Below are 25,049 nucleotides of genomic sequence, written 5' to 3'. Positions count from 1 at the left end.
GCGGAGAGAGAGCCTGAATGCGTCGTCGCGGTTGGCGGCGGCGATGACTAGAGTAGAATCCGGTGACATGTCGCGCTTGGCGACATTCGCTGCCTCGTTTTGCCGAGTTTGCTCGTTGGCTCCCGCCGCGGGGCCACGCGTGGCCGCGTTGCCGCCGCTTCTGCGGCACTTCCGTCACGGCGTTTTCCTTGTTGTCCAACATGTCTTTTCCATCGTCCGCCATACCGACGCTTCCGCAACGGATGCAGGTCGGCGATTGCCTGGTGCTGCTGTCGTTGCGCGAAGTGCACGCGCCGCGCGCGCGCCGGCCGCAGCGGCTCACGCCGAAGGCGATGGGCGTGTTGCGGGTGTTGCTGGCGCAACCGGGCCAAGTGGTGGAACGCGAGGCGCTGTTGGCGCAGGTCTGGCCGGACACGCAGCCGACCAACGACGTGGTGACCCAGGCCGTCACCCAGTTGCGCAAGGCCTTCGCCGCCGGCGTGCGTGGCGAGTCGCCGGTGTACATCGAGACCCTGGCCAAGACTGGCTACCGCCTGGTGGCGCCGGTACAGGCCTTGCCCGATGTCGAGGCCGAGGCTGGCGCGGTTTCGGCTCCGTCGCTGGACACGGACCACGCCGATGACACGGCGGCCCCCGTTGCCCCGGCCATCGCCATCGCCCCTGCGGCGCGGCGGCGTCCGCCGTCATGGCTCGCCGCCGCTGCGGGCGCGGCGGCGATGCTGGTGCTGGCGCTGGCCTTCTGGTGGTGGTTCGCGCGCCCCGCGGCCGAGCCTGCCGACAGCGCCGAGCAGGAGCGCGTGCTGGGCAGCCCCAGCCGGCCGTATCGGCTCATCACCGCCCTGTCCGGATTCAAGCTGGAGCCGGCGCTGTCACCGGATGGTGCGCAGGTGGCGTATGCCGCACGCAGCAACGGCAGCGACGGCACGCAGTTGCTCATCCAGCCGACCAGCGGTGCCACCGGCAGCACCCCTCCGCGCTCGCTCGGGGTGCCGGCCCGTGGCGCGTCCGACCGTCTGCCCGCCTGGTCGCCCGATGGCAAACAGATCGCCTTCGCCCGGCTGGGGTCAGACCGGCAGTGCCGGGTCATGCTGGTCCAGGCCGACGGCCGTGCGCCGTCCCGCGAGGTCGCGCGCTGCGACGACAGCGAGTTGCTCAGCTTCGACTGGACGCCGGACGGCCGCGGCCTGATCTTCGGCAGCATGGCCGGCCGCCAGACCGCACGCGGCATCCGCGTGCTGGACCTGGACAGCGGGCGCTGGACGGCGCTGGACTATCCGGTGGGCGCCGGCGATTTCGATTACGCGCCGCGCTACTCGCCGGACGGCAAATGGATCGCCTTCGTGCGCAATCCGCAGATGGGCGGGCTTTGGCGGGTGCCGGCCGCCGGCGGTATCGCCGAGCCGCTGACCCATGAGTTCGCCGAGATCCGCGGCTGGGACTGGGCGCGCGACGGGGAGGGCATCGTGTTCGGGCGTCGGGTCGATGGCGAGACCCGGCTTTATCGGCTGGATACCCAGACCCGGCGCCTGCGCGACCTGGGCCTGAGCGATGCGCAGGCGCCGCGACTGGCCCGCGATGGTGGCAGCCTGGCGTTCGTGCACCGGCGTCCGCAATTCGCCCTGTACCGCATCCCGGCGCGGGCGACCGATGTGCCGCGCGAACGCCAGCGGTTGTTCGCCTCCACCGGCCGCGACGGGCAGCCGAGCATCGCGCCCGACGGGCGCCAACTCGCCTTCACCTCCGACCGCGACGGCAGCTACGCGCTGTGGTGGGGCGACGTGACCCAGCCGGCCTCGTTGCGACTGATCGAGGGCGTGCGGCCGGAGACCCGGCAGCCGCTGGCGTGGTCGGCGGACAGCCAGGCGCTGCTGGTCAGCGGCCGCGACGCGCAGGGGCACTCGGCGATCTACGAGGTCCGGCCGCAGTCCGGCAGTGTGGCGGCCCTGCCGGTGCCCGCCGGCGAGCCGCTGCAGGCGTTGTACACCGCCGAGCCCGGGCAGTTGCTGGTGCTGCTGGGCGAGAACGGTCGCACCCGCCTGCAGTTGTACGACCGGCGTGCGGTGCCCTGGCGGCCCCTGGCCACCTTGCCGGACGTGTCGCAGATCCGCATCGATCCGGCGAACGGGCAGATCCTGTTCACCCGACTCGCGCGCAGCGGCCTGTGGCGTGCCGATGCCAGCCTGGACCTGGCCAGCGTGCGGGCCGTGGACGACGGCCTGCCCTCGCTGTGGCGCTACCGCAGTTGGGCGGTGGGCGCCGATGGGGCGGTGCACTACCTGTTCCAGACCAGCGAATGCGCCAGCCGCATGGCGCGCATCGACGGGGGCCGCGATGCCAGCGTGTGCCTGGATCGCGACCACTTCAGTGCGATCAACGGCTTCAGCATCGACCCGCGCAGCGGCGACGCCTATGTCGCCCTGGCGGTCGAGGATGGCAGCGAGATCGGCTTCATCCGCATGCGAGAGCAGCCCGAGTGGTTCTCGACGATCTCGCACAACTGGTTGATCCGAAAAGAAAAATAAGCATCGTAAGTTGTTCGTAAGGGCATCGTGGCGATTTCGGACAACTATCGCCAAGACTTCCTGACCTGTCGCCACATTCGGCAAAGACTGCACACCGGTTTACGTCAAACGGGTGCTCGGATGCGGCAATCTTTCCTGGTCGATCATGGACAACAACTGGTGCTGGACGCCGACGACGCCCCGGCCGGGCCTGCCTGCCTGGGCGCGGCGCGCCTGGCCAGCGTGCAGGCGTCGGCGAATGCCTTCACGGTCTGGCTGCAGCTGCGCGGAAGCGCATGGATCGAGGCCAAGGAGGGGCGCTTCGCCCTGCGCCGCGGCCAGTGGCTGGCTTTCGAGCGCGACTCGCGGCCGCTGCTGCAGACCGACCGCGACGGCCTGTGCATCGGCCTGAGCCTGGACGGCGAGGCATTGAAGACCTTGGGGCGGATGGCCGACGAGACCTTGTACGCGGGGCGCGGCGAGCTGTCGCTGCGCGAGACGCGCACCGCCTTGCGGCTGTGGCGGCAGGCGGCGGCGCGGCCCGGCGATGCCTTGGCGATGCGGCCGGTGCTGCTGCACCTGGCTTCCATGCAGGGCGAGTTGTCGCGCCGCGTGCAGCGTTGCCCGGGGCGCTCGCGGATGCGCAAGCGCCAGGTGTTCGGGCGCATGCAGCGCGCGCGGCTGTATCTGGACGGCCATCGCGACCGCGTGGTGCGGATCAGCGAACTGGCGGAACTGACCAACTTCTCCGGCTGGTACCTGTCCAAGACGTTCCAGACCCTGTACGAGGAAAGCCCGCAGGCGCTGTCGGCGCGCCTGCGCCTGGAGCGTGCGGCGGACCTGCTGCGCGACACCACGATGATGATCGGCGAGGTGGCCGCCGCCAGCGGATTCGACAACTGCTGCAGCTTCGCGCGGGCGTTCCGTGCGCGTTTCGGGGTCTCCGCCTCGCAATATCGTCATGGTGGTCCCGTGCCGCCAGAATCGGCAAAGTCTGCAGGCGGCAGCGGCAAAGCAGCCGCGCTCACCGGAACGTAACGTGCCGAGGGCGTCTTAACACGCCCCTAACGTTACCCTGGAGAGATTGATGAACCTTCGCACTCCCGCAGTGCGGCTGGGCTTGCTGCCCGCCAGCATCGCGATCGCGTTGACGCCGGCGATTGCCGGCGCGCAAGAAGCCGCCGCCTCGTCCACCACCACGCTGGACCGGATCGAAATCACCGGTTCGCGCATCCGCAGCGCCGACGTCGAAACCCAGCAGCCGATCCTGACCCTGGACCGCCAGGCGCTGGAGCGCCAGGGCTACACTTCGGTCGCCGACGTGCTGCAGAACCTGACCTCGGCCGGTTCCCCGGCCATCTCGCGCGCCGACGCGCTGGCGTCCGGCGAAAACGTCGGCGGCTACTACGTCGACCTGCGCAACCTCGGTGCCGAGCGCACCCTGGTGCTGCTGAACGGCAAGCGCCTGGGCGCCACCACCTCCGGCCTGCAGGACCTGAGCCAGGTGCCGATGGCGGCCATCGAGCGCATCGAAGTGCTGAAGGACGGCGCCTCGTCGATCTACGGTTCCGACGCCATCGCCGGCGTGGTCAACATCATCACCCGCAAGCGCTTCGACGGCGCCGAGGTTTCCGCAGAGTTCGGCCAGTTCGGCGAAGGCGACGGCAAGACCTCGCAGTACTCCTTCACCATCGGCACCCAGGGCGAGCGCGGTGGCGTGGCGCTGACCGCCGAGTACTCCAAGCAGGATCCGGTGTTCGCCAAGAACCGTTGGTTCAGCCGCGATGGCAGCCGCGGGCCGAACTCCACCCCGAGCAGCTGGAGCCCGATCAGCCAGAACGGCAGCTGGTGCAACCCGCTGACCGTGGATTGCTCCGATCCGAGCGTGGCGGTGTGGCAGACCCTGAACCAGGGCGGCAACCCGAACAATCCGGCCGACTATCACCCGCTGACGGCGGCCGAGCGCGCCAACTCCAACCAGCAGATGATGGTGCAGACCGGCATCGAGCGTAAGTCGGTGTTCGCCAACGCGAACTACGACCTGACCGACTCCATCGTCTTCAACGCCGACGTGCTCTACAACGAGCGCACCACCGATCAGCAGATCGCCGGCTATCCGTACCAGTCCGCCGCATTCGGCACCCCGCTGGCTGCCGACAGCGCGTTCAACCCGATCGGCCAGGACATCGACTTCCGCCGCCGCCTGTGGGAAGTGCCGCGCACCACCGAGAGCAAGCTGAAGACCACGCGCTTCGCGCCGACCATCAGCGGCTCCTTCGAGTTCGCCGACAAGACCTGGGACTGGGACGTCGGTGCGCTGTGGAACCGCAACGAGAGCACCAAGACCGGTCACGGCGACATGAGCCTGATCGCGGCGCGCCAGGCGCTGGGTTCGTCCTTCATCAACGCCAACGGCGTCGCCCAGTGCGGCACCGCCGCCGCGCCGGTGTCGCTGAGCAGCTGCCGTCCGTGGAACCCGCTGCTGCCGTACGGCGTGGCCGGCCCGGGCTCGCTGGCCGATCCGGACACCCAGGCCTTCCTGTTCCCGTACTTCACCGACACCGGCCTGACCAAGACCACCAGCTACACCGCCAACCTGAGCGGCACCCTGGCGACGCTGCCGGCGGGCGACCTCGGCGTTGCGGTCGGCTACGAGCACCGCAAGGAAGAAGGCCGCTTCTCGCCGGACGCCTTCGCGCAGTCGGGTGAGAGCACCGGCCTGGGCGCCAAGACCACCTCCGGCAACTACGATCTGGACGAGTTCTACCTCGAGTTGAACGTGCCGATCCTGGCCGACATGGCGTTCGCCAAGCAGCTGACCCTGAACCTGGCCAGCCGCTACTCGGACTACAGCAACTTCGGCGACACGGTGAACTCCAAGTTCGGCTTCACCTGGAAGCCGATCGACGAGCTGCTGGTCCGCGGCACCTACGCCGAGGGCTTCCGCGCTCCGACGATCAGCGATCTGTACGGCGGCCTGAGCAGCAGCTTCGAGTCGTATGTCGATCCGTGCGGCATCGGCGCGCCGAACAGCGTCAACGGCAATGCGGCGTGTTCCGCGGCCGGCGTGCCGGTCGGCTACACCCAGCTGGGCCAGGGCTACGTGCCGTGCACCACCTATCCGTGCCAGACCCCGGACGAGTTCATCAGCGGCTCCAACCCGAACCTGAAGCCGGAAACCTCCACCAGCAAGACCGCCGGTCTGGTGTGGAGCCCGCGCTGGGTGCAGGGCCTGGACATCTCGCTGGATTGGTACCGCTACGAGATCAAGGACATGATCATCGCCGATAGCGTGGACCGCATCCTGCGCGACTGCTACGTGCTGGGCAATGCCGAGCGCTGCGCCGGCGTGACCCGCGCCGCCGACGGCCACATCTCGGCGATGACCTACGGCGTGGCCAACCTGGGCCAGATGGAGACCGAAGGCTACGATCTGGGCATCCGCTACCGTCTGCCGGAAATGGCGTTCGGCAAGATCATGATCGACTGGCAGACCAGCTACGTCAGCAAGTACGACGAAGCCGGCCAGAACGCCGCGGGCGACAACATCACCATCGGTCGCGTGGGCGAGCCGGGCATCTTCCGCGTGCGCTCCAACCTGGGCGTGAACTGGACGCTGGGCGACTTCGGTGTGAACTACACCCTGCGCTACTACTCCGGCATGAAGGAAAGCTGCATCTCGCTGGCCACGGACTACTGCGATGCGCCGGACCACTTCGCCAACGGCGAATCCGATCCGCTGCGTCACACCGGTTCCAACACCTTCCACGACCTGCAGGTCAACTGGAAGGCGCCGTGGGATGCGACGATCGCCCTCGGTGCGAACAACGTGTTCGACCACCGCGGTCCGCTGATGTACTCGGCCCCGGACAGCAGCTTCGCCTACTACGGCGGCTTCGACATCGGTCGCTACGTGTACATGAAGTACACCCAGCGCTTCTGATCGAGCTGTTCGCGTAACACGAAGACGGGCCGCAAGGCCCGTCTTTTTTTGTTCACCCAACTGAGGGGAGACAGGCACACGGCCGACCCGATAAGGTTGGGGTTGTCGAGACAGCCGCGACGGCGCCTACGTTTTCCTCAAGATCCGCGCCGTCTTGCCTGGTGTTGGGAGGGACATCTTTGATTTCTGGTATGAGCGCGGCGGCCCGCCTGGGCAATGTGTCGCCGTGCCCATGGCGGCTACCGTTCTACCAAAGCAATCGGTTGAGGCTGGCGTACTCGATGCCAGCGCGGGGCACGCTGGAAAAGTTGCCGGCCAGGAAGTCTTCGACACTGTTCACGCCGGCACCGAAAGCGTGCTGGAACAGCGCCGGGCCGGCGCTGATCCGACGCACACCGGCCTCGCGCAATGCCAGCAGCGACGGTAGCCCGGGAACCGTCATTACGTTGAGCGGCATCGCGACCTTTGCCGCGATCTCGGCAATTTCCTTGATATCGGTGATGCCCGGCACGAAGCCGCCGTCTGCACCTGCGTCCCGGTAGCAAGACAAGCGATGGATCGCCATGTCCACCGCATCACGCCCGGAAGCGAGGCCGCGCAAGTAAACGTCGGTGCGTGCGTTGATGAACAGCGGTGTGTCGCCGAGAGCCTGACGGGCCATGCGGATCTTCTCAATCAACAGCTCGGGCGTACCCGCACCATCTTCCAGGTTGATCCCAACCGCACCGATGGCCGCGATTTCCTTCGCCAGCTCCGCCACGGCGTGCGGGTCGTCGCTATAACCGTCCTCCAGATCGATACTGACCGGAACTGACGAGACACGGGCAATGGCGCGTACCTGATGCAATAGTGCATCGAGCGGTAGTGCACCGCCATCGGCATAGCCGCAAGCCCAGGCCAGAGCCGCACTGCTGGTGCCGATAGCCGGAGCGCCTGCCCGTTGCCAGAGTGCTGCGCTGACGGCATCCCAAGCGTTGGCGATTAACAGGGGGGTGTTGGTGCGATGAAGGTCTAAAAACCTGAAAAAAGCGGGTGCGCTCATGACGTGTTGCCTTAGGCGGGCGAGTGGCCGAAATGTGGCATCGGCCGCGCTAAGTGTCGTGCCATTTTCGGACATCAACCTCGACAAACCGAAGCCTTACCTAAGGCTTGAACTAGGTCATCTTGGCCGCGCCAGCGGACAAGCTCGGCTTGAATGCATCATCAGGCAACTGCACTTGTAGCTGCCCGCACCTATGCGATTGGCGGGGCATGCCATCACCGGGCAGGCCGCGGACACGTGTTGGCGCGAGTGCACCAGCGCGTCGTGCTGCCGCTGCAACGCCTGCAGCATCCGCTCTCGGTGTACGAGGCCTTGCTGGACATGGCGCGATGGGCCTGCAGCACGAGCGCATTGCCGAGGTGTACGAGCAGATCAAGCTCGCCAGGCTGGGCAGCGACTGGCCCGCTCTGGTGCAGCACGCGGTGCGCGAGGGCGCCAGCTTCGCCGACTTCCTGGAGCGTGCGCTCGCGCGCGAGCAGGCGGCCCGCGCACGCCAAGGTGGGTCTTACGCCGAGGTCAGCCCCATCAGGTTTTCGGCGTGCTCGCGCCAGGTCGGCAGCTTGCTCAGCATGCCGGTCTTGGACAGGTACTCCTCGTCCACCTCCGAGCCGCTGGCCAGGGCCATCGCCACGTGTACCGCGCCGGTGACCCAGAAGCTGCGGGTGCTGGAGCGCTGCGGCTGGCGATGGAAGGCCACCGCCTCGATGATCGGCATCGGCAGGCCCCACAGGCCAAGCAGGTAGGCACCGGCCTCGGCGTGGCCCGGGCGGGCGTCGTCGGCATCGGTGGGCGGCTCGCGCTCGTCGCGCACGCCCGGCAGCAACAGGCCGATGTCGGCCAGCAGCGCCGCGGTCGAGCCCAGTTCGACGCTGGACGCCGGCAGCATCTTCGCGGCCAGCTTGGACGCCAGCAGCGAGCGCTGCTGCAGCGCGTTGCGCTCGGCGTTGGACAGCGCCTGCACCGAGAACACTTCGCTGGCCAGCACCAGGTCGCGCAGGGTGGCGGTACCCAGGCGGGTCACGGCGGTGCGCAGGTCGGAAATGGTGCGGCCGTTGGAGAAGAACGCCGAATTGCACAGTTGCAGCACCTTGGCCGCGATCGCCGGGTCGGCCGAGACCAGCTTGGCCAGGTCGGCGGCGTTGCTGCCTTCGTCCTGCTCGAGCGCGTGCATCAGGCTCAGGTACAGATGCGGCGGCGAGGGCAGCTTCTCGATGCGGCCGATGCTGGAGCGCAGACGCGGGTTGCCCAGCAGTTCCTGCAGTTCTTCCAGGCTGGTGACCGCCTCCAGCAGCATCTCCGGCGACAGCGGCAGCGGCAGGAACCGGTGCGCCACGCCGATGATCCGCGCCGGCGGCGCACGGTTGCTCTGTTCGGCCTCGATCAGCGCGATGCGGATGGTTTCCGGGCTCAGCGTGCGGATCTGGCCGAGCAGGGTGGCGGTGGTCAGGTCCGGCAGCGTCGGCGCGGCGATCACCGCATCCAGGCGCACGGTGGCTGCCGCGGCGATCGCGGCATTGCCGTCGGCGACGCTCTGGACCTGCCAGTCGTCGCCCAGATCGCGAATGTATTCAGTGACTTCGGACGGAAGGCTGGCTTCGTCGCCGACGAACAGGATGCGCAAGAGACTGTCCCCCAAGAAGAGCCGGATCGCGGACGGACCGGGCTCGGTGATGCCATGACGCAATGTACCGCAAACCCCGAAGCGCGGCGCCCCGGCAACGGCAAAACGTGAAACGGATCAGCCACGGCGGGGCAGGCGCCCCGCCACGGCCGCGCGGCTCAGGCGCCGGCTTCGTAACGGGCCACGGACTCGCGCAGGATGCGCTTGGCTTCCTCGGCGTTGCCCCAGCCGTCGAGCTTGACCCACTTGCCCTTCTCCAGGTCCTTGTAGTGCTCGAAGAAGTGGCCGATGCGCTCCATCCAGTGGCCCGAGACCTGGGCGATGTCCTCGATGTGGGCGTAGCCCTCGAACACCTTGGCCACCGGCACCGCCAGGATCTTCTCGTCGCTGCCGGCCTCGTCGCTCATCTTCAGCACGCCGACCGGGCGGCAGCGCACCACGCAGCCGGGCACCAGGGGCAGCGGCAGCACCACCAGCACGTCGGCCGGGTCGCCGTCGCCGCACAGGGTGTTGGGCACGTAGCCGTAGTTGCAGGGGTAGCGCATCGGGGTGGAGAGGATGCGGTCGACGAAGATGGCGCCGCTGGCCTTGTCCACTTCGTACTTGACCGGCTCGGAATCCTTGGGGATTTCGATGACGACGTTGATTTCTTCCGGCAGGTTCTTGCCGGAGGTGACCAGTTCCAGACCCATGCGCTAGCTCCAGTGGAGTGGCTTCTAAAGAGGCAGGCATTCTAGTCGGTTGGCTGTTGCAATGCAGCGCACGGCGCTTCGGAGGATTCCTACAGCGGTTTCGGACTCCATACCGGCCCGCATGGGGCGCATTCCGATGGTGCGGGTCCTCGGGGGCGGCGACCCTGTGGCCACTGTCCCCCATCAAGGAGCAAGACGATGAACGGAATCCGGCGATCGATATGGCCGCTGCTGGCGGTGCTGGTCCTGGCCTGCGGCGCTGCGCAGGCGCAGCAGGCGGCGCCGAGGTATGTCGATGCGATGGACTACCCGGCGCCCGGCGAGGGCTGGGAGGCGTTCGCCGACCTGGAGCGACGGCTGGCGCACGACTTCGACCAGCTCTGCGGCGACACCTTCTGCGAAGGCGACTACAGCGACTACCGGCCGCTGCGCTATCGCTGCTCGGTGCGCCAGCGCGACGGGGTGGTTGGGGAGTGCCTCTGGAGCTTCGCCGCCAGCGAGGCCAGTATCGACCCCGACACCGGTCGGGTCGTGGTCGATGCGCGGCTGTGGCACTGCCCCACGCCGTTGCAACCGCAGACCCGGTTGCACGCGCTGTACGCGGCGCTGTCGGGCGAGCGGTCACTGTTCGCGCCGCTGCCGCACAGCGAGCGCAGCATCAACGACGGGTTGATCGACTGCCTGTAGCTGGCCGCCACGACGCGCCGTGTGCAGCGGGCGCAGGCATGTCGCCGGCGCCCGCTGTCCCTGCGGCTACAGCAGCGGCACCAGCAGCAGCGCCACGATGTTGATGATCTTGATCAGCGGGTTGATCGCCGGGCCGGCCGTGTCCTTGTACGGGTCGCCAACCGTGTCGCCGGTCACCGCGGCCTTGTGCGCCTCGCTGCCCTTGCCGCCGAAATGGCCGTCCTCGATGTACTTCTTGGCGTTGTCCCAGGCGCCGCCGCCGGTGGTCATGGAGATCGCCACGAACAAACCGGTGACGATGGTGCCGATCAGCAGGCCGCCGAGCGCGCGCGGGCCCAGCAGCAGGCCGACCACGATCGGCACCGCCACCGGCAGCAGCGACGGCACGATCATTTCGCGGATCGCCGAGCGGGTCAGCATGTCCACCGCGCGGTCGTACTGCGGCTTGCCGGTGCCCTGCATGATGCCGGGGATCTCGCGGAACTGGCGCCGGACTTCCTCGACCACCGCACCGGCGGCACGGCCCACCGCTTCCATCGCCATCGCGCCGAACAGGTAGGGGATCAGGCCGCCGATCAGCAGGCCGATGATCACCGTGTGGTCGGACAGGTCGAAGGCGAAGGTCTCGGTGGGATGCGCGGCGCGCAGGTTGTGGGTGTAGTCGGCGAACAGCACCAGCGCCGCCAGCGCCGCCGAGCCGATCGCATAGCCCTTGGTCACCGCCTTGGTGGTGTTGCCGACCGCGTCCAGTGGGTCGGTGACCGCGCGTACCTCCGGCGGCAGTTCCGCCATCTCGGCGATGCCGCCGGCGTTGTCGGTGATCGGGCCGTAGGCGTCCAGCGCCACGATCATGCCGGCCATCGACAGCATCGCGGTGGCGGCGATGGCGATGCCGTACAGGCCCGACAGCGCGAACGCGCCCCAGATCGCCGCGCACACCGCGATCACCGGCAGCGCGGTGGACTTCATCGAGATACCCAGCCCGGCGATGATGTTGGTGCCGTGGCCGGTGGTCGAGGCCTGCGCCACGTGCTGCACCGGCTTGTACTGGGTGCCGGTGTAGTACTCGGTGATCCACACGATCAGTCCGGTCAGCGCCAGGCCGATCAGCGCGCAGCCGTAGAGCTTGCCGGCACCGGCGGCGGTGTCGCCCATCAGTTGCTGGGTCACCGGCCAGAACGCCAGCGCCGCCAGCACCGCCGAGACCACCACGCCCTTGTACAGCGCGCCCATGATCGAACCGCCCGGGCGCACGCGCACGAAGAAGGTGCCGACGATCGAGGCGACGATCGACACCCCGCCCAGCACCAGCGGATACAGCACCGCGTTGCGCCCGGCCTCGGCGGCCATCAGCCCGCCCAGCAGCATCGTCGCGATCACCGTGACCGCGTAGGTCTCGAACAGGTCGGCGGCCATGCCGGCGCAGTCGCCGACGTTGTCGCCGACGTTGTCCGCGATCACCGCCGGGTTGCGCGGGTCGTCCTCGGGAATGCCGGCCTCGACCTTGCCGACCAGGTCCGCGCCGACGTCGGCGCCCTTGGTGAAGATGCCGCCGCCCAGGCGCGCGAAGATCGAGATCAGCGAACTGCCGAAGGCCAGGCCGACCAGCGCATGCAGGCTGTCGCCCACGCTGTGGCCCAGCCACTGCAGCAGGCCGTAGTAGCCGGCCACGCCGATCAGGCCCAGCCCCACCACCAGCATGCCGGTGATCGCGCCGCCGCGGAACGCCACGGCCATCGCCGGGGCCAGCCCGCGCCGCGCCGCCTCCGCGGTGCGCACGTTGGCCCGCACCGACAGGTTCATGCCGATGTAGCCGGCGACGCCGGACAGCACCGCGCCGATCGCGAAGCCCCCGGCGGTGTACCAGTTCAGGAAGACGCCGACCAGTACCAGCAGCACCGCGCCGGCGATGGCGATGGTCAGGTATTGGCGGTTGAGGTAGGCGCGGGCGCCTTCCTGGATCGCATCGGCGATCTGCCGCATGCGTTCGTTGCCGGCGGGTTGCGCCAGGATCCAGCGCGTGGAGACGATGCCGTACAGCACCGCCAGAGCCGCGCACGCCAGTGCCACGGTGACCGCATATCGTTCCAGCATGACCCCTCCCAAGGATGTGGATGGCGCCCAAGCGTTGGACGTACCGCGGGATCACACCGTAGGAGCTGAAGCATGCAACGACTCCGCGGCCACAACGCGCGCCGCTGGTGCGTATCGCAATGTCATCTGGCCTGGACGTGGGCGAGTATGCGCCTGGCTCGGTGATGCCGCCAGCGACCAGGCAGGGCGTCGCAGTTTTGGCGTCCGGTTCAGTCTGCGCATGGCAGCGTGGCGCATCGCTTCCCAGGAGCCCTCCGATGCACACGACGCTTTCCCCAAGGCTGCGCGCACGCGCTTCGATCCTGGCACTCGGCCTGTGCGCGCTGGCGCCGCTGGCCGCCGTGGCCGCCGATCCCACCCCGGAGCTGCAGCGCCCGGCCAGCGCGCCGCAGGCGGTCGGGGTGGTGCACACCATCCGCCAGATCCCCGAGGCCTGCGTGCGCTTCGAGGGCGAATACACCGGCGATGCGGCGCAGCCCTACCGGTTCTCCGCGGTGCGCAGCAGCCCCACCTGCCAGCCGCGCGCCAAGCTGGTCGAGTTCGACCAGGCCAGGCCCAGCGAGGCCACCGGCTGGAAGTTCAACGACCTGATCCGCGTGCCCAGCGCCGCCTGTCCCTCGCAGCAGGCGGTGGTGCGGGTGTGGCGCAAGCCGGTCGCGCTGAACACCGAGCGCGATGGCCAGGGGCAGTCGCGCATCTATCTCGAAGAGGCCAAGCAGCAGGCGGCCGCCGGCAAGGTCCCGCAGGTGCCGCAGTTCACCGCGCAGATGACCGTGGAGGGCAAGGCCTGCCGCTGAGTCTCGGCGCGTGGCGGCTTTTCGCCGCGCGCGGCATCCCCAATTGGTTCGGGCGAGATTTGCGGGACGTCGCCCGCTGCGTGCCTGCTTAAGCGCCGCCGCCGATGCCATGCATGGACATCGGCGGGTGCGGCGCGCGTCCTCGCCTGGTGCGATGCGCATGCTCGCAAGCTTCATCGCGTCCAGCGCCGCTGGCGGCTGTCTCGGACTGTCGCGCCCGGCCGATGCGCACTGCTGTTGTTTCAGGTGTACGGTTCGGCGCGTGGGCGCATCCGAGGCGGTGCAGGCCTAGCGCGCCGCTTCCGGCCTTTGTCGCCGCCGCCGCAACCATTCGTCGGCAACCTCGCCCATGCTCTTGGGCACGCCGTCCTTGATCCACGCCATGAAGCCGCGATCGAACTTGAACTCGGCGCCGCATGTGTCGCTGAGGAAGCGGCGCACCGCCTGCGTATTCCGATAGGTCCTGTCGACCGGCGTCGCGCGTGTGATCGGGCCGTTGTGCCAATCGAAGCTCATCTCGTTACCTTGACGATCGTGCGCGCCGGTCGCGGTCTTGTCTTTCGTCGCTCTCCTGGCAATAGTACTGCACGCGCGAAAAGGTCCGAGCATCCATGCGATTTCAATCGATTGTCGGCGGCTTGTTGTTGCTGACGGCGGCGACAGCCGCGAGCACCGCTGCGATGCCTTCCGCCACGGCCTTGCCGGCCAAGCCGGATGCGCCCGCGCCGGATGCGGCGGCGCGCGTCCAGGCCGCCAACGACCAGTCCGTCCAGGACGCCATGCATGGTCGCTATCTGGATGCCTCGTTCGGCCTGCTGGCGCATCTCGGCGTGGCCTCGGCGGGCGATATCCAGGATGCGGACGTGTTCGACCAATGGGCGCAGGTGATGTCGTGCATGACCGGCATGCCGACGTTCAATCCGGCGAAGGCGGCCGATTTCCATGTGCCCGAAGAACAGCTCGCCGACCTGCGCGCCGCGCACGGCGTTGCCGCGCTCGCGGAGATCGTGCGCCGCGCGCGCCGCACCAGCATCGTGATCCTCGACGAGAACCATCTCGATCCGCGCGGCCGCGCGTTCGGGCTGGAGGTCGCGCGCGCCTTGCGCCCGCTCGGCTACACCGTGCTGGCGGCCGAGGCGTTGAAGCGCGATGCCGACGATGCGGTCTCGCGCGACAAGATGGCGGCGCTCTCGAAGGACGGCTACCCACGGCAGACGAGCGGCTACTACCTGCACGATCCGGTCTTCGCCGATTTCCTGCGCCAGTCGCTCGCGCTGGGCTACCGTCTGGTGTCGTACGAAACCACGCGCACGGACTACGCCGCCGATCCCGGCCAGGCCCAGGCGCAGCGGGAGCAGGACCAGGCCGACAACCTCATCCGGCGCGCGCTTGAGCACGCTCCCGCCGGCAAGATCCTGATCTATGCCGGCGAACACCATGCCGCCGAACGGCCGATCGCCGCAGAGGGCGGAAAGGTCGAGATGATGGCGCAGCGGCTCAAGCGTGCCACGGGCATCGATCCGCTGACGATCGACCAGGCGGGTCTGTCGCCGATCCCGATGAATCGGCCCGACGCCGACCTGTACGCCATCGCCGAACCCAAGACGCACGGCCGATCTGTGGTCCTGATGCGGCACGGCAAGCCGCTGACGGTGGGCCTGCTCGCCGGTTCGGTGGATCTGCAGGTCGTGCATCCGCGCACGACGCTCGTCGCCGGGCGTCCGCAATGGCTGGCGGGCATGGGCCGCACGCCGAGTCCGATCCCGCAGGCGCTGTTGCCGACCGCCGGCACCCGCCTGGTCCAGGCCTTCGTCGCGCGCGAGGGCGACGACGCGATCGCGCTGGACCAGGTGCTGGTCGTGCCGGGAACCGCAGCTCCAGCGTTGATGCTGCCGTCGCTGCCGGTTCGATACGCCGTGCAGGAACGCGACGCGCGTTGAGGCCGACGACGCGTTGGACTGGATCCATTCCAGCCGCGTTGACCGGCGCTAGGCAGTCGTGAGGACGCGCGGCGCGCGGGGGCCGGAGACGGCAAGCCCGATGAGAAGCGAACCCGCTGCGTTCGCTGCGGCTTTCGCAAACGCGTTCGCGGTCGGTGATGCCATGCTCCAGGCACCACGCGCGCACCGGCGCGAGCCGATGCGTCGCCATGGCCGGCGCGCCGGGCGGGTCAGCCCTCCCAGGCCGGCAGCTTCTTCTTCACCGCCACGTTCTTCAGCGCCACGTACTTGGGCAGACCATCCGTGCCGTAGGGCAGCGGCGCTTCGCCGCGGATCAGCGGCTGCAGATAGCGGCGCGCCTTCTCGGTGATGCCGAAGCCGTCCTTGCGCAGGAATCCGGCGGGCATCTTCTTCTCGTGGTTGGCGACCTTGTGCAGTGGCGCCGCCTCGATCTTCCAGCGGTAGGGCGCATCGCTGCTGCGCACGATCGCCGGCATCACCGCGTTCATGCCCTTCAGCGCGAACTGCACCGCGGCCTTGCCGACCGCCTGCGCCTGCTCCCAGTCGGTACGGGAGCCGAGGTGGCGAGCCGAACGCTGCAGGTAGTCGGGCAGGGTCCAATGCACCTTGTAGCCGAGCTCGGCCTTGACCTTGCCGGCCAGGTAGGACGCCACGCCGCCGAGCTGGCTGTGTCCGAACGCATCGGTGCCGCCGCCGGCATCGGCGACGAAGCGCCCGTCGGCGGTCTGGATGCCTTCGCTGGCCACCACCACGCACCAGCCGACCTTGTCCACCACCTTGCGCACCTGCGCCAGGAACGCGGCTTCGTCGTAGGCGCGTTCGGGGAACAGGATGATCTGCGGCGCGTCGTCCGGCGATTGCGCGGCCAGTCCGGCGGCGGCGGCCAGCCAGCCGGCATGGCGGCCCATGGCTTCGTAGACAAATACCTTGGTCGAGGTCTCGGCCATCGCCGCCACGTCCAGCGCCGCCTCGCGCACCGACACCGCGGTGTACTTGGCCGCCGAGCCGAAGCCCGGGCAGGTGTCGGTGACCGCCAGGTCGTTGTCGATGGTCTTGGGCACGCCGATGCAGTGCAGCGGGTAGCCGAACGCCTGCGCCAGCTGCGAGACCTTCCAGGCGGTGTCGGCCGAATCGTTGCCGCCGTTGTAGAGGAAGTAGCGCACGTCGTGCGCCTGCAGCACCTGCAGCAGGCGCTCGTACTTGGCGCGGTCGGCCTCCAGCGACTTGAGCTTGTAGCGGCACGAGCCGAACGCGCCGCCGGGGGTGTGGGCCAGCGCGGCGATGGCCGCCGCCGACTCCTTGGAGGTGTCGATCAGGTCCTCGCGCAGCGCGCCGAGGATGCCGTTGCGCGCGGCCAGCACCTTGACCTTGCGCGCCCGCGCTTCGCCGATGACGGCGGCGGCGCTGGCGTTGATGACGGCGGTGACGCCGCCGGACTGGGCGTACAGCAGGGTGCCTTGGGCCATGGTCGGGGTTCGCTCCTGGGGTGGGGACATTGCCGGGACATTGCCCGGATGCGGTAAGCTGGGGATCTAGCGGTGCAGCGCAGGCGTGGCCCCGAGTCTAACGCCGCCGGCCGCGCACGGTACTTTCCTCGAGGAGTCAGGTTGATGCGATTGGTTCTGTTGGGACCGCCCGGATCGGGCAAGGGCACGCAGGCGGCCCGCCTGAAGGACAAGCTGCAGATCCCGCACATTTCCACCGGCGATCTGCTGCGCGCCGAAGTCGCCGCCGGCACCCCGCTGGGCGTGCAGGCCAAGGAAGTGATGGCGCGTGGCGACCTGGTCTCCGACGACATCCTGCTGGGCATGCTCGAATCGCGCCTGGGCCGCGACGACGTCGCCAACGGTTTCATCCTCGACGGCTACCCGCGCAACCTGGCGCAGGCCTCGGCGCTGGACGAACTGCTGGCCAAGATCGGCCAGCCGCTGGACGCGGTGGTGCAGTTGGACGTGGCCAACGAACTGCTGGTCGAGCGCATCGCCGGCCGCGCCAAGGCCGAAGGCCGCGAGGACGACAATCCCGAGTCGGTGCGCAAGCGCCTGCAGGTCTACACCGATTCGACCGCGCCGGTGATCGGCTTCTACGACAAGCGCGGCACGCTGGCGCGGGTCGATGGCGTCGGCTCGCTGGACGAGGTACTCGCCCGCATCCTGGCGGCGATCGGCCGCTGAGGCGGCACGCACGCCGGCGCCCGCAACCGGGCGCCGGACGTGCAGATGGCGCGGCATCCCGACGCTTGCGCGTCTCCCAGTCACGACGCGCAGCACCCGTAGGAGCGGCTTCAGCCGCGACGGGCTTTACCGGAAATGCGCATCGCGGCTGAAGCCGCTCCCACGACGGTAAGGACATGTCCCGCGGTGCCGCGGCGCAGCGAGTGATCGGCCGTGGGCGCGCATGCCGCTTGCCATCAGGCCGGGCTTGGTAAAAGAAGGTGCCAGCGAACGGGCTTGCTCGGGGCCCCACGACATGAGCTCCCTTGGGGATGGTCTCTTGGGGAGTAGAACCACAGGGTGTCGAGGCTGGCCCGTTCATTCTCGGCGTCGGCTCCCGACTTGCCTATCGGGGACTTTCCTCAGCGGATGTGGGGGATTCCCTACTTGACGGCGCAGCGAGGTGCTTGCCCCTAAGCGGTCCCACGCGGAGGCCTGTCACGGCCAACGGCCGGCACATCGCCGGTTTGCGTGCGTCGGGGGATCGGCGACAATCGGGCCATGAGCAAGATCCATATTCTCGGCATCGCCGGTACGTTCATGGGCGGTGTCGCCGCGCTGGCGCGCGAACTCGGCCATGCGGTCGAAGGCAGCGACCAGGCGATCTACCCGCCGATGTCCACGCAGCTGGAACACCTGGGCATCGCGCTGAAGCAGGGCTACCTGCCCGAGCACATCGCCGCGGACTGCGACCAGGTGATCGTCGGCAACGCGCTGTCGCGCGGCAACGCGGCGGTGGAGGCGGTGCTCGACGCCGGGCGCGCCTACACCTCCGGCGCGCAATGGTTGAGCGAGCAGGTGCTGCCGGGGCGCGACACCCTGGCGGTGGCCGGCACCCACGGCAAGACCACCACCACCAGCATCCTGACCTGGCTGCTGCAGGCGGCCGGGCGCGAGCCGGGCTTTCTGATCGGCGGTGTGGCCGAGGACTTCGGCGTGTCCGCGCGGCTGGGGCGTGCGGCTACCGAACCCGCAGCCGGCGCTGCGCGCCACCTTCTCCCGGGGGGAGAAGGACAGCAGGGGCCGGACCTTGCGGAGCGGCCGCTGTTCGTCGTCGAGGCCGACGAGTACGACACCGCGTTCTTCGACAAGCGCAGCAAGTTCGTGCACTACCGGCCGCTGGTGGCGATCCTCAACAACCTCGAATACGACCACGCCGACATCTTCCCCGACGTCGCCGCGATCCAGCGCCAGTTCCACCATCTGGTGCGGACCGTGCCGCGCCGCGGCCGGTTGATCGTCAACGGCGAGGACGTGCATTTGCGCGAGGTGCTGGCGATGGGCTGCTGGACCCCGGTCGAGCGCTTCGGCTTCGATCCCGGCTTCGACTGGAGCGCGCGCCTGATCGCCGCCGATGGCAGCCGCTTCGCGGTGCTGCACCAGGGCCGCGAACTGGGCGAGGTGGAATGGCCGCTGCTCGGCCGCCACAACGTGATGAACGCGCTGGCCGCGCTGGCCGCCGCCCATGCGGTGGGCGTGGCGCCGGCGCAGGTGATGCCGGCGCTGGCGCGCTTCCGCAGCGTCAAGCGGCGTCTGGAAGTGCTCGGCCATGCGCAGGGCATCACTGTGTACGACGACTTCGCCCATCATCCCACCGCCATCCGCACCACCCTGGAAGGCCTGCGCGCGAAGGTCGGCGCGGCGCGCATCGTGGTGGCGATGGAGCCGCGCAGCAATTCGATGCGGCTGGGCGCGCATGCCGACGCGCTGGCGCCGGCGCTGGACGCCGCCGACGCGGTGGTGTTCCTGCAGCGGCCGGAGTTGGCCTGGGACGCCGGCAAGGTGATCGCCGCGGTGCGCGGCGAGGCCTGCGCGGCGGCCGACGTGGACGGCTTGCTGGCCGCGCTGCAGGCGCAGGCGCGCGCCGGCGACCATGTGGTGTTCATGTCCAACGGCGGCTTCGACGGCGCGCCGCGGCGCTTCCTGGCTGCGCTGCAATGAGTGCGGCCGGGCACGGCGGAGCCGGCGCGTGAGCCCGCAGCGGACCACGCTGCCCCTGTTCCCGCTGCACGCGGTGCTGCTGCCCGGCGCCGCGATCAAGCTGCGGGTGTTCGAGCGCCGCTATCTGGACCTGGTCCGCGAATGCGGGCGCACCGACAGCGGCTTCGGCGTGTGCCTGATCCTGGACGGTAGCGAGACCGGTGCCCCGGCGGTGCCGGCGGCGTTCGGCACCGAGGCGCGCATCGTCGATTTCGATGTCGGCGCCGACGGCGTGCTGGTGCTGAGCCTGCGCGGCGCGCGGCGCTTCCACGTGCTGCGCAGCCGGGTCCGCGACAACGGCCTGGTGGTCGGCGACGTGGAATGGCGCGAGGCCGATGGCGACGACGAACTGCGTCCGCAGCACGCGCTGTTGGCGACGGTACTCGACAGCATTCTCGACCAGGCCGCCGCGGTGTATCCGCTGGCCGGTCCGCGCCAGCTCGACCTGGCCGCCTGGGTCGGCTGGCGCATGGCCGAACTGCTGCCGCTGGACGAGCGCCAGCGCCTGTCGCTGCTGCAGGAAGACGACCCGCACGCGCGGCTGGATCAGTTGCTGGCCTGGATTCCCTGAGCCAGGCAGGCGAGGGCGGCTGCGCCGTCCTGGTCTGCATGCGGAACACGGCGGCCGGCTTAGCCACGGCCGAGTGCCCAGCAACCACGATCGCCGCGCGCTGCACTCGCGCAGCGGCCAGGGCGCCGGCCTGTGCCCCGGCATTCGGCATTCAGCGCGCCGCTAGCAGGCGCAGGCCACGCTTGGCAGCGATCGGCGGCCGCGCCCGGCTGCCGGCAACGGCATCCCGCCCTGGCGGCCTGATGTCCTGTCCACGCACGATCGAGGACTTCGTATGAAGCGTTCCTTCCTGCTGTTGTTGCTGTCCGCTGGCGGCGGCCTGAGCCTGCCCGCCATCGCCGCCGAGACTTCCCCCGCGCCCGCTGCCGCTGCCGCAGCCGGCCAGGCCGACTGCCCGCGCGGTTCCATCGCCCTGGTCACCGGCAATGCCGATCAGGTGTCGCCCAGGACCTGCCTGACGCCGTCGATGAAACCGTTCGCGCTGCAGCGCGGGCAACTGTTCGCCGTCACCCTCACCGAGAACGGCTCGACCGGCAGCGCCTGGGCCTTGCGCAGCCTGCCCGCGCCGCTGTCGCTGCTCGACATCGAGCATGCACCGGGCACCGCCTGCGCCACGGGCCGAATGGGCTGCCCCAGCATTGTCACCTACACCTTCAAGGCCACCGATCACGGTGGCGGCACGATCGATCTCATCTACTCCCGGCACTGGGAAGATCGCGCCACCGACTCGCGTTCGATCCGGGTCGAGGTGAAGTAGCCGCACCACTGCCTGCAGTCGCAGGCAGGACGGCGCTGCGCCGGCGCGGCGCTCATCGTTCAGAAGCGCGAAGCGCGCCGACGCCGCTCAGGGCGACGACGGCGCCTCGCTGTCGCTGCGCACCAGCAGCACCGGGATCTGGCTGCGACGGTGCATGTCCTTGCGCGTGGGCAGCGCGTGCAGCGCCTCGGTCACGGCGTTGAGCGCCGGATCGGCACCGCGCAGCGGCCGCCACAGGCCGATCAGGTTGAAGTGGCGCTCGTAGCGCAGGCTCTGCGCGCTGCCCAGCCACAGCGGCACGTTGCCCGGCTGCAGGCGCGCCGGCGCCGGCCACAGGCGCAGCGCGTACAGCTCGTCCGGATTCGGGCCGGGGCGCAGCATCAGCAGCGATTCGACGCGCGTGTCCAGCGTCGCCGGCAGCACCGGCACCTGCGCCGGCGTGGCCTTGTAGTCGAGCAACTGCAGCGCCTGCTGCCAGCCGGCCTGCGGCTGCACCCGCCAGCCGGCCGCTTCGAGCTGGCGCTGCAGCGGCGCCAGCGGTCCGGCCACCTGGATGTCCAGCGGCCAGCGCTGGTCGTCGTCGAACTCGTTGCGCCGCGACGGCAATTGCCGCCAGTCGTGCTGCCACCAGGCCGCATCCGCCAGCTGCGTCACCTGCGGCGGCGGCGGTTCGAACTTGGCCAGCTTGCGTTCCAGCTGGCGCGGCGCATACCACAGCGCGGCGATCGCGAAGCCGCCGTAGAACAGCCAGGCCAGCGGCTTCATCCAGAACCCGCGGTTGAAACGGCGGCGGTAGGCGATGCCCAGCACCAGCAGCCAGAAGATGCCGAACAGCATGCCGCCGACCACGTCGCTGAGCCAGTGCGCGCCCAGGTACAGGCGGGCGAAGCCGATCAGGGTCACCACCGCGCCGGACAGCAGATACGGCCACACCCGCGACCGCCCCGGCAGTTCGCGCGCGATCAGCACCGCGAAGAAACCGAAACTGATCGTGGCCATGGTCACCGCCACCGACGGGAAGCCGAAACCGCTGCTGGCCGCCGGCGGTCGCACCACGTGCACCGTGGTGCCGAGCAGCTTGGTGAGGGCCAGGCCGAACGCCAGTGCCGCCAGCCAGTGCGCCGCGGCCATCCAGCGCCGGCGCCAGGCCAGGTAGAGCAGGCCCAGCGCGGTCGGCGGCAGCAGCACCTGCCAGTCGCCCAGCGAGGCCAGCGCGGTCATCGGGTAGTCGGCCAGCGGGTTGCGCAGGGCCAGCATCAGGTCGTGCACCGCCAGGTCCAGGCGCAGCGGCTCGCCGTGCGCCACCACCACCATCAGCAGCGCGAACCAGCCCCAGCCCAGCGCCAGCAGCATCACCGCCAGCATCGCCAGCGGCACCGACTCGCGCCGCTGCGGATCGAACACCGCGATCGAATAGCGGCCCAGCACCGGATGCCGGCGCGACCAGTCCAGGCCGCGCGCCAGCAGTGCGTCCATGTGCCCGGCCGACCAGCGGTAGCCGTACAGCACGATCGCCCACACCAGGCCCAGCGCCAGCGCCAGCAGGCCCACCACCAGGAACAGGCGCCCGGCGACCGCGGCCACCGCGTCGTAGGCCTGGCCCAGCAGCCAGCCCGGCCCGAGGAACAGCAGCGCCCAGGTCACCGCGGCCACGCTGCTGGGCAGCAGGTAGCGCCGCAGCGGCATCTTCATCATGCCCGCCACCGCCGGCACGAACGGACGGATGGCGCCGACGTAGCGCGCCACCAGGATGCTCTTGAAGGCGTTGCGGCGGAACATCGCCTCGCCGCGGTCGAGCAGCTGCGGGTAGCGCTTGAACGGCCAGTAGTTGCGCAACTGATGGCCCCAGCGGTAGCCGACCCAATAGCTGACCGCATCGCCGATCAGCGCGCCGAGCGCGGCGCTGACCACCGCATACGGGCCGGAGATCTGGCCCAGGCCGATCAGCACGCCGATCGCGAACAGCAGCGGCAGCGCCGGCACCAGCGTGCCGAGGATGATGACCGCATCGCAGAACGCGATGGCGAAGATGACCGCGCCGGCCAGGATGGGGTGTGCTGCGATCCACTCCAGCGTGGCATCGGTCCATGAGGCATTCATCAGGCGATTATAGAGGGAGCGTGATGACGGTCCGTTAGCGCTGGCGATGCCGAGTCGGGCGAGCGCCCTTGCAGCACCGGGCTGCCCGGCGCGTGGTCCGCTGCGAGCGCATTGTGGGCGCGATCCCAGGCTGCGCCGGTCCAGATCGGCGTCGTGGAGCGCGGGGCCGTGCGTTGATCCGCCGCAGTCCGGCGCCACGCACCGAACCGGCGGTGCGGCCTGCCGTGGCGTGGGGCGCGACGCGCAACTGATCAGCGCTGGAGCTGGCGCCTGCCTGGCGGTGGCGGTGTGTGCGGACCGGTCAAACCGCGTCGCACGCTCTACACTGGCCGGATGCCTGCCCCCGCTCCCCGCACCGTCCAGATCCTCAAGGCCGACAGCTTCGGCCGCATCCTGCTGCTGGGCGAAGGCGAGGCGCGTTTCGTCCGCCGCGACCTCACTGCCTCGCCGTGGTGGCTGCGGCTGCCGGCGTGGTGGCTGGCGCGGCGCGAGGCGCTCGCCTTGCGGCAACTGGACGGCATGGCGGCGACGCCGCAATTGCGCGGCTGGGACGGCACCTTCCTGGACCGCAGCTACCTGGACGGCGCGGCGATGTACCAGCGGCCGCCGCGCGGCGACCTGGCCTATTTCCGTGCCGCGCGGCGCCTGCTGCAGCAGGTGCACCGGCGCGGCGTGGCGCACAACGACCTGGCCAAGGAAGCGAACTGGCTGGTGCTGGAAGACGGCAGCCCGGCACTGATCGACTTCCAGCTCGCCGTGCGCGGCGCGCCGCGCTCGCGCTGGATGCGCCTGCTGGCGCGCGAGGATCTGCGCCATCTGCTCAAGCACAAGCGCATGTACTGCGCGCACGCCCTGACTCCGGTCGAGCGGCGCCTGCTCAAGCGCCATTCCTGGGTGCGCGAACTGTGGTTCGCCAGCGGCAAGCCGGTCTATCGCTTCGTCACCCGGCGCCTGCTCAAGTGGGAAGACAACGAGGGGCAGGGGCCGAAGCCCTGAGGGGCCGGGAGTGGGGAATGGAGAATGGGGAATGGAGAATGGGGAATGGAAAAAGCGGACCGCGCGCGCGTCTGGTCTGTCGGGCACGCAGCGAGAAGGCGCTAAGCTTTTCCCATTCCCGATTCCCCATTCTCCATTCCCACTCCAATGACCCTCAACGGTAAAACCCTCTTAATCACCGGCGCCTCGCGCGGTATCGGGCTGGCGATCGCGCTGCGGGCGGCGCGCGATGGCGCCAACGTGGCGATCGCGGCGAAGTCGGCGGTGCCCAATCCCAAGCTGCCCGGCACCATCCACAGCGCCGCGGCGGCAGTGGAGGCGGCCGGTGGGCGCGCGCTGGCGCTGAAGTGCGACATCCGCGAAGAGGAGCAGGTGCGCGCGGCGGTGGCGGCGACGGTGGAGGCGTTCGGCGGCATCGACATCCTGGTCAACAACGCCAGCGCGATCTGGCTGCGCGGGGCGCTGGACACGCCGATGAAGCGCTTCGACCTGATGCAGCAGGTCAATGCGCGCGGCAGCTTCCTGTGCGCGCAGGCCTGCCTGCCGCATCTGCTGCGCAGCGCCAACCCGCACATCCTGACCCTGGCGCCGCCCCCATCGCTGGATCCCAAGTGGTGGGCGCCGCATACCGGCTACACCCTGGCGAAGATGGGCATGAGCTTCGTCACCCTGGGCCTGGCCGGCGAGTTCGGCCCGCAGGGCGTGGCCGTCAATGCGCTGTGGCCGCGCACGCTGATCGCCACCGAGGCGCTGAACATGATCCCTGGCGTCGAGGCCGGCAACGGCCGCCGCCCGGAGATCATGGCCGACGCCGCGCACGCCGTGCTGACCCGGCCGGCGGCCGGCTTCCACGGTCAGTTTCTGATCGACGACGCGGTGCTGGCCGAGGCCGGGGTGCACGACCTGTCCGGCTATGCGCTGGATCCCTCGCAGCCGCTGCTGCCGGATCTGTTCCTGGACTGAGACCCCCAGGCGCCGGCGCACCGGAGGCGACGCAGCGCGGCGCTTGGGGCCACACGGGCCGCGACCGCAAACGCACGGTGTGCGGGCGGCTGCGCGCTGCACAAACGCTCTGTTCCATCCGAGCGCGGCCG

19 protein-coding genes are annotated in these 25,049 nt (G+C 69.5%); 12 read left to right on the top strand and 7 right to left on the bottom strand.

Features of this window, described 5'->3' with window-relative positions; genetic code table 11:
* The first annotated feature begins 242 nt into the window (after positions 1-242).
* The 3 genes from J7357_RS09900 (at position 243) to J7357_RS09890 (ending at position 6,444) form a co-directional block, all read left to right on the top strand.
* Positions 243-2,522 carry a winged helix-turn-helix domain-containing protein gene (locus J7357_RS09900; protein WP_209246064.1) on the top strand — a complete coding sequence of 760 codons (2,280 nt, stop codon included), beginning with the start codon at positions 243-245 and terminating at the stop codon, positions 2,520-2,522.
* Positions 2,523-2,642: 120 nt separating this feature from the next.
* Positions 2,643-3,539, top strand: a complete 897-nt coding sequence (locus J7357_RS09895) for a helix-turn-helix transcriptional regulator (protein ID WP_209246062.1) — start codon at positions 2,643-2,645, stop codon at positions 3,537-3,539.
* A 49-nt stretch (positions 3,540-3,588) separates the two neighbouring features.
* Complete coding sequence (locus J7357_RS09890; RefSeq protein WP_209246060.1) at positions 3,589-6,444, top strand: TonB-dependent receptor; 2,856 nt, start codon at positions 3,589-3,591, stop codon at positions 6,442-6,444.
* Positions 6,445-6,691: 247 nt separating this feature from the next.
* Here the strand turns inward: J7357_RS09890 and J7357_RS09885 are convergent, their stop codons facing one another.
* From J7357_RS09885 to ppa, 3 genes are all read right to left on the bottom strand, one after another.
* Entirely contained in the window at positions 6,692-7,486 is a 795-nt protein-coding gene (locus J7357_RS09885) for an isocitrate lyase/phosphoenolpyruvate mutase family protein (protein WP_209246058.1), read from the bottom strand.
* A 505-nt stretch (positions 7,487-7,991) separates the two neighbouring features.
* Positions 7,992-9,107 carry an HDOD domain-containing protein gene (locus tag J7357_RS09875; RefSeq protein ID WP_209246056.1) on the bottom strand — a complete coding sequence of 372 codons (1,116 nt, stop codon included), beginning with the start codon at positions 9,105-9,107 and terminating at the stop codon, positions 7,992-7,994.
* 158 nt (positions 9,108-9,265) lie between these two features.
* Entirely contained in the window at positions 9,266-9,799 is a 534-nt protein-coding gene (ppa, locus tag J7357_RS09870) for an inorganic diphosphatase (RefSeq protein WP_017910506.1), read from the bottom strand.
* A gap of 198 nt (positions 9,800-9,997) precedes the next feature.
* Between ppa and J7357_RS09865 the strand changes: the two genes are divergently transcribed.
* Positions 9,998-10,486, top strand: a complete 489-nt coding sequence (locus tag J7357_RS09865; RefSeq protein WP_209246054.1) for a hypothetical protein — start codon at positions 9,998-10,000, stop codon at positions 10,484-10,486.
* 66 nt (positions 10,487-10,552) lie between these two features.
* On the opposite strand, the gene J7357_RS09860 is transcribed toward J7357_RS09865, so the two are convergent.
* The gene (locus tag J7357_RS09860) at positions 10,553-12,580 is read right to left on the bottom strand and encodes a sodium-translocating pyrophosphatase (RefSeq protein WP_209246052.1); all 2,028 of its coding nucleotides are present in this window, start codon (positions 12,578-12,580) and stop codon (positions 10,553-10,555) included.
* A gap of 257 nt (positions 12,581-12,837) precedes the next feature.
* On the opposite strand from J7357_RS09860, the gene J7357_RS09855 reads away from it, so the two are divergent.
* A complete protein-coding gene (locus J7357_RS09855; RefSeq protein ID WP_244667416.1) occupies positions 12,838-13,377 on the top strand; it encodes a hypothetical protein in 540 nt (179 codons plus the stop codon).
* A 288-nt stretch (positions 13,378-13,665) separates the two neighbouring features.
* On the opposite strand, the gene J7357_RS09850 is transcribed toward J7357_RS09855, so the two are convergent.
* Positions 13,666-13,986 (bottom strand): DUF6434 domain-containing protein, encoded by a 321-nt coding sequence (locus J7357_RS09850; RefSeq protein WP_244667415.1) that lies wholly within the window; start codon positions 13,984-13,986, stop codon positions 13,666-13,668.
* Positions 13,987-13,988: 2 nt separating this feature from the next.
* Here J7357_RS09850 and J7357_RS09845 point away from each other — a divergent pair, with 2 nt between their 5' ends.
* Positions 13,989-15,317 carry a hypothetical protein gene (locus J7357_RS09845; protein ID WP_209246050.1) on the top strand — a complete coding sequence of 443 codons (1,329 nt, stop codon included), beginning with the start codon at positions 13,989-13,991 and terminating at the stop codon, positions 15,315-15,317.
* 230 nt (positions 15,318-15,547) lie between these two features.
* Here J7357_RS09845 and J7357_RS09840 read toward each other — a convergent pair whose 3' ends face one another.
* Positions 15,548-16,804 carry a 6-phosphofructokinase gene (locus J7357_RS09840; RefSeq protein WP_209246048.1) on the bottom strand — a complete coding sequence of 419 codons (1,257 nt, stop codon included), beginning with the start codon at positions 16,802-16,804 and terminating at the stop codon, positions 15,548-15,550.
* A gap of 144 nt (positions 16,805-16,948) precedes the next feature.
* Here J7357_RS09840 and J7357_RS09835 point away from each other — a divergent pair, with 144 nt between their 5' ends.
* From J7357_RS09835 to J7357_RS09820, 4 genes are all read left to right on the top strand, one after another.
* Positions 16,949-17,512 (top strand): adenylate kinase, encoded by a 564-nt coding sequence (locus J7357_RS09835; protein ID WP_209246046.1) that lies wholly within the window; start codon positions 16,949-16,951, stop codon positions 17,510-17,512.
* A gap of 540 nt (positions 17,513-18,052) precedes the next feature.
* Positions 18,053-19,492, top strand: a complete 1,440-nt coding sequence (gene mpl, locus J7357_RS09830; protein ID WP_209246044.1) for a UDP-N-acetylmuramate:L-alanyl-gamma-D-glutamyl-meso-diaminopimelate ligase — start codon at positions 18,053-18,055, stop codon at positions 19,490-19,492.
* A 28-nt stretch (positions 19,493-19,520) separates the two neighbouring features.
* Complete coding sequence (locus J7357_RS09825) at positions 19,521-20,102, top strand: LON peptidase substrate-binding domain-containing protein (RefSeq protein ID WP_209246042.1); 582 nt, start codon at positions 19,521-19,523, stop codon at positions 20,100-20,102.
* A 274-nt stretch (positions 20,103-20,376) separates the two neighbouring features.
* A complete protein-coding gene (locus tag J7357_RS09820; RefSeq protein WP_209246040.1) occupies positions 20,377-20,859 on the top strand; it encodes a protease inhibitor I42 family protein in 483 nt (160 codons plus the stop codon).
* A gap of 87 nt (positions 20,860-20,946) precedes the next feature.
* Here the strand turns inward: J7357_RS09820 and J7357_RS09815 are convergent, their stop codons facing one another.
* Complete coding sequence (locus J7357_RS09815; protein ID WP_209246038.1) at positions 20,947-22,959, bottom strand: bifunctional DedA family/phosphatase PAP2 family protein; 2,013 nt, start codon at positions 22,957-22,959, stop codon at positions 20,947-20,949.
* 333 nt (positions 22,960-23,292) lie between these two features.
* Between J7357_RS09815 and J7357_RS09810 the strand changes: the two genes are divergently transcribed.
* Positions 23,293-23,955 carry a serine/threonine-protein kinase gene (locus tag J7357_RS09810; RefSeq protein ID WP_209246036.1) on the top strand — a complete coding sequence of 221 codons (663 nt, stop codon included), beginning with the start codon at positions 23,293-23,295 and terminating at the stop codon, positions 23,953-23,955.
* A gap of 147 nt (positions 23,956-24,102) precedes the next feature.
* The gene (locus tag J7357_RS09805) at positions 24,103-24,918 is read left to right on the top strand and encodes an NAD(P)-dependent oxidoreductase (protein WP_209246034.1); all 816 of its coding nucleotides are present in this window, start codon (positions 24,103-24,105) and stop codon (positions 24,916-24,918) included.
* Positions 24,919-25,049: the final 131 nt, after the last annotated feature.

Origin of the sequence: Xanthomonas sp. D-109 (assembly GCF_017746095.1) — a bacterium.
Taxonomy (GTDB): domain Bacteria; phylum Pseudomonadota; class Gammaproteobacteria; order Xanthomonadales; family Xanthomonadaceae; genus Xanthomonas_A; species Xanthomonas_A sacchari.
This window is presented reverse-complemented; position numbering and strand designations above follow the sequence as displayed.

Coding starts and splice junctions, on each gene's coding strand:
- J7357_RS09805 (WP_209246034.1), top strand. CDS start 24,103: ATGACCCTCAACGGTAAAACCCTCTTAATCACCGGCGCCTCGCGCGGT.
- ppa (WP_017910506.1), bottom strand. CDS start 9,799: ATGGGTCTGGAACTGGTCACCTCCGGCAAGAACCTGCCGGAAGAAATC.
- J7357_RS09885 (WP_209246058.1), bottom strand. CDS start 7,486: ATGAGCGCACCCGCTTTTTTCAGGTTTTTAGACCTTCATCGCACCAAC.
- J7357_RS09860 (WP_209246052.1), bottom strand. CDS start 12,580: ATGCTGGAACGATATGCGGTCACCGTGGCACTGGCGTGCGCGGCTCTG.
- J7357_RS09820 (WP_209246040.1), top strand. CDS start 20,377: ATGAAGCGTTCCTTCCTGCTGTTGTTGCTGTCCGCTGGCGGCGGCCTG.
- J7357_RS09815 (WP_209246038.1), bottom strand. CDS start 22,959: ATGAATGCCTCATGGACCGATGCCACGCTGGAGTGGATCGCAGCACAC.
- J7357_RS09900 (WP_209246064.1), top strand. CDS start 243: ATGCAGGTCGGCGATTGCCTGGTGCTGCTGTCGTTGCGCGAAGTGCAC.
- mpl (WP_209246044.1), top strand. CDS start 18,053: ATGAGCAAGATCCATATTCTCGGCATCGCCGGTACGTTCATGGGCGGT.
- J7357_RS09855 (WP_244667416.1), top strand. CDS start 12,838: ATGCACACGACGCTTTCCCCAAGGCTGCGCGCACGCGCTTCGATCCTG.
- J7357_RS09810 (WP_209246036.1), top strand. CDS start 23,293: ATGCCTGCCCCCGCTCCCCGCACCGTCCAGATCCTCAAGGCCGACAGC.
- J7357_RS09845 (WP_209246050.1), top strand. CDS start 13,989: ATGCGATTTCAATCGATTGTCGGCGGCTTGTTGTTGCTGACGGCGGCG.
- J7357_RS09835 (WP_209246046.1), top strand. CDS start 16,949: ATGCGATTGGTTCTGTTGGGACCGCCCGGATCGGGCAAGGGCACGCAG.
- J7357_RS09840 (WP_209246048.1), bottom strand. CDS start 16,804: ATGGCCCAAGGCACCCTGCTGTACGCCCAGTCCGGCGGCGTCACCGCC.
- J7357_RS09850 (WP_244667415.1), bottom strand. CDS start 13,986: ATGCTCGGACCTTTTCGCGCGTGCAGTACTATTGCCAGGAGAGCGACG.
- J7357_RS09895 (WP_209246062.1), top strand. CDS start 2,643: ATGCGGCAATCTTTCCTGGTCGATCATGGACAACAACTGGTGCTGGAC.
- J7357_RS09865 (WP_209246054.1), top strand. CDS start 9,998: ATGAACGGAATCCGGCGATCGATATGGCCGCTGCTGGCGGTGCTGGTC.
- J7357_RS09890 (WP_209246060.1), top strand. CDS start 3,589: ATGAACCTTCGCACTCCCGCAGTGCGGCTGGGCTTGCTGCCCGCCAGC.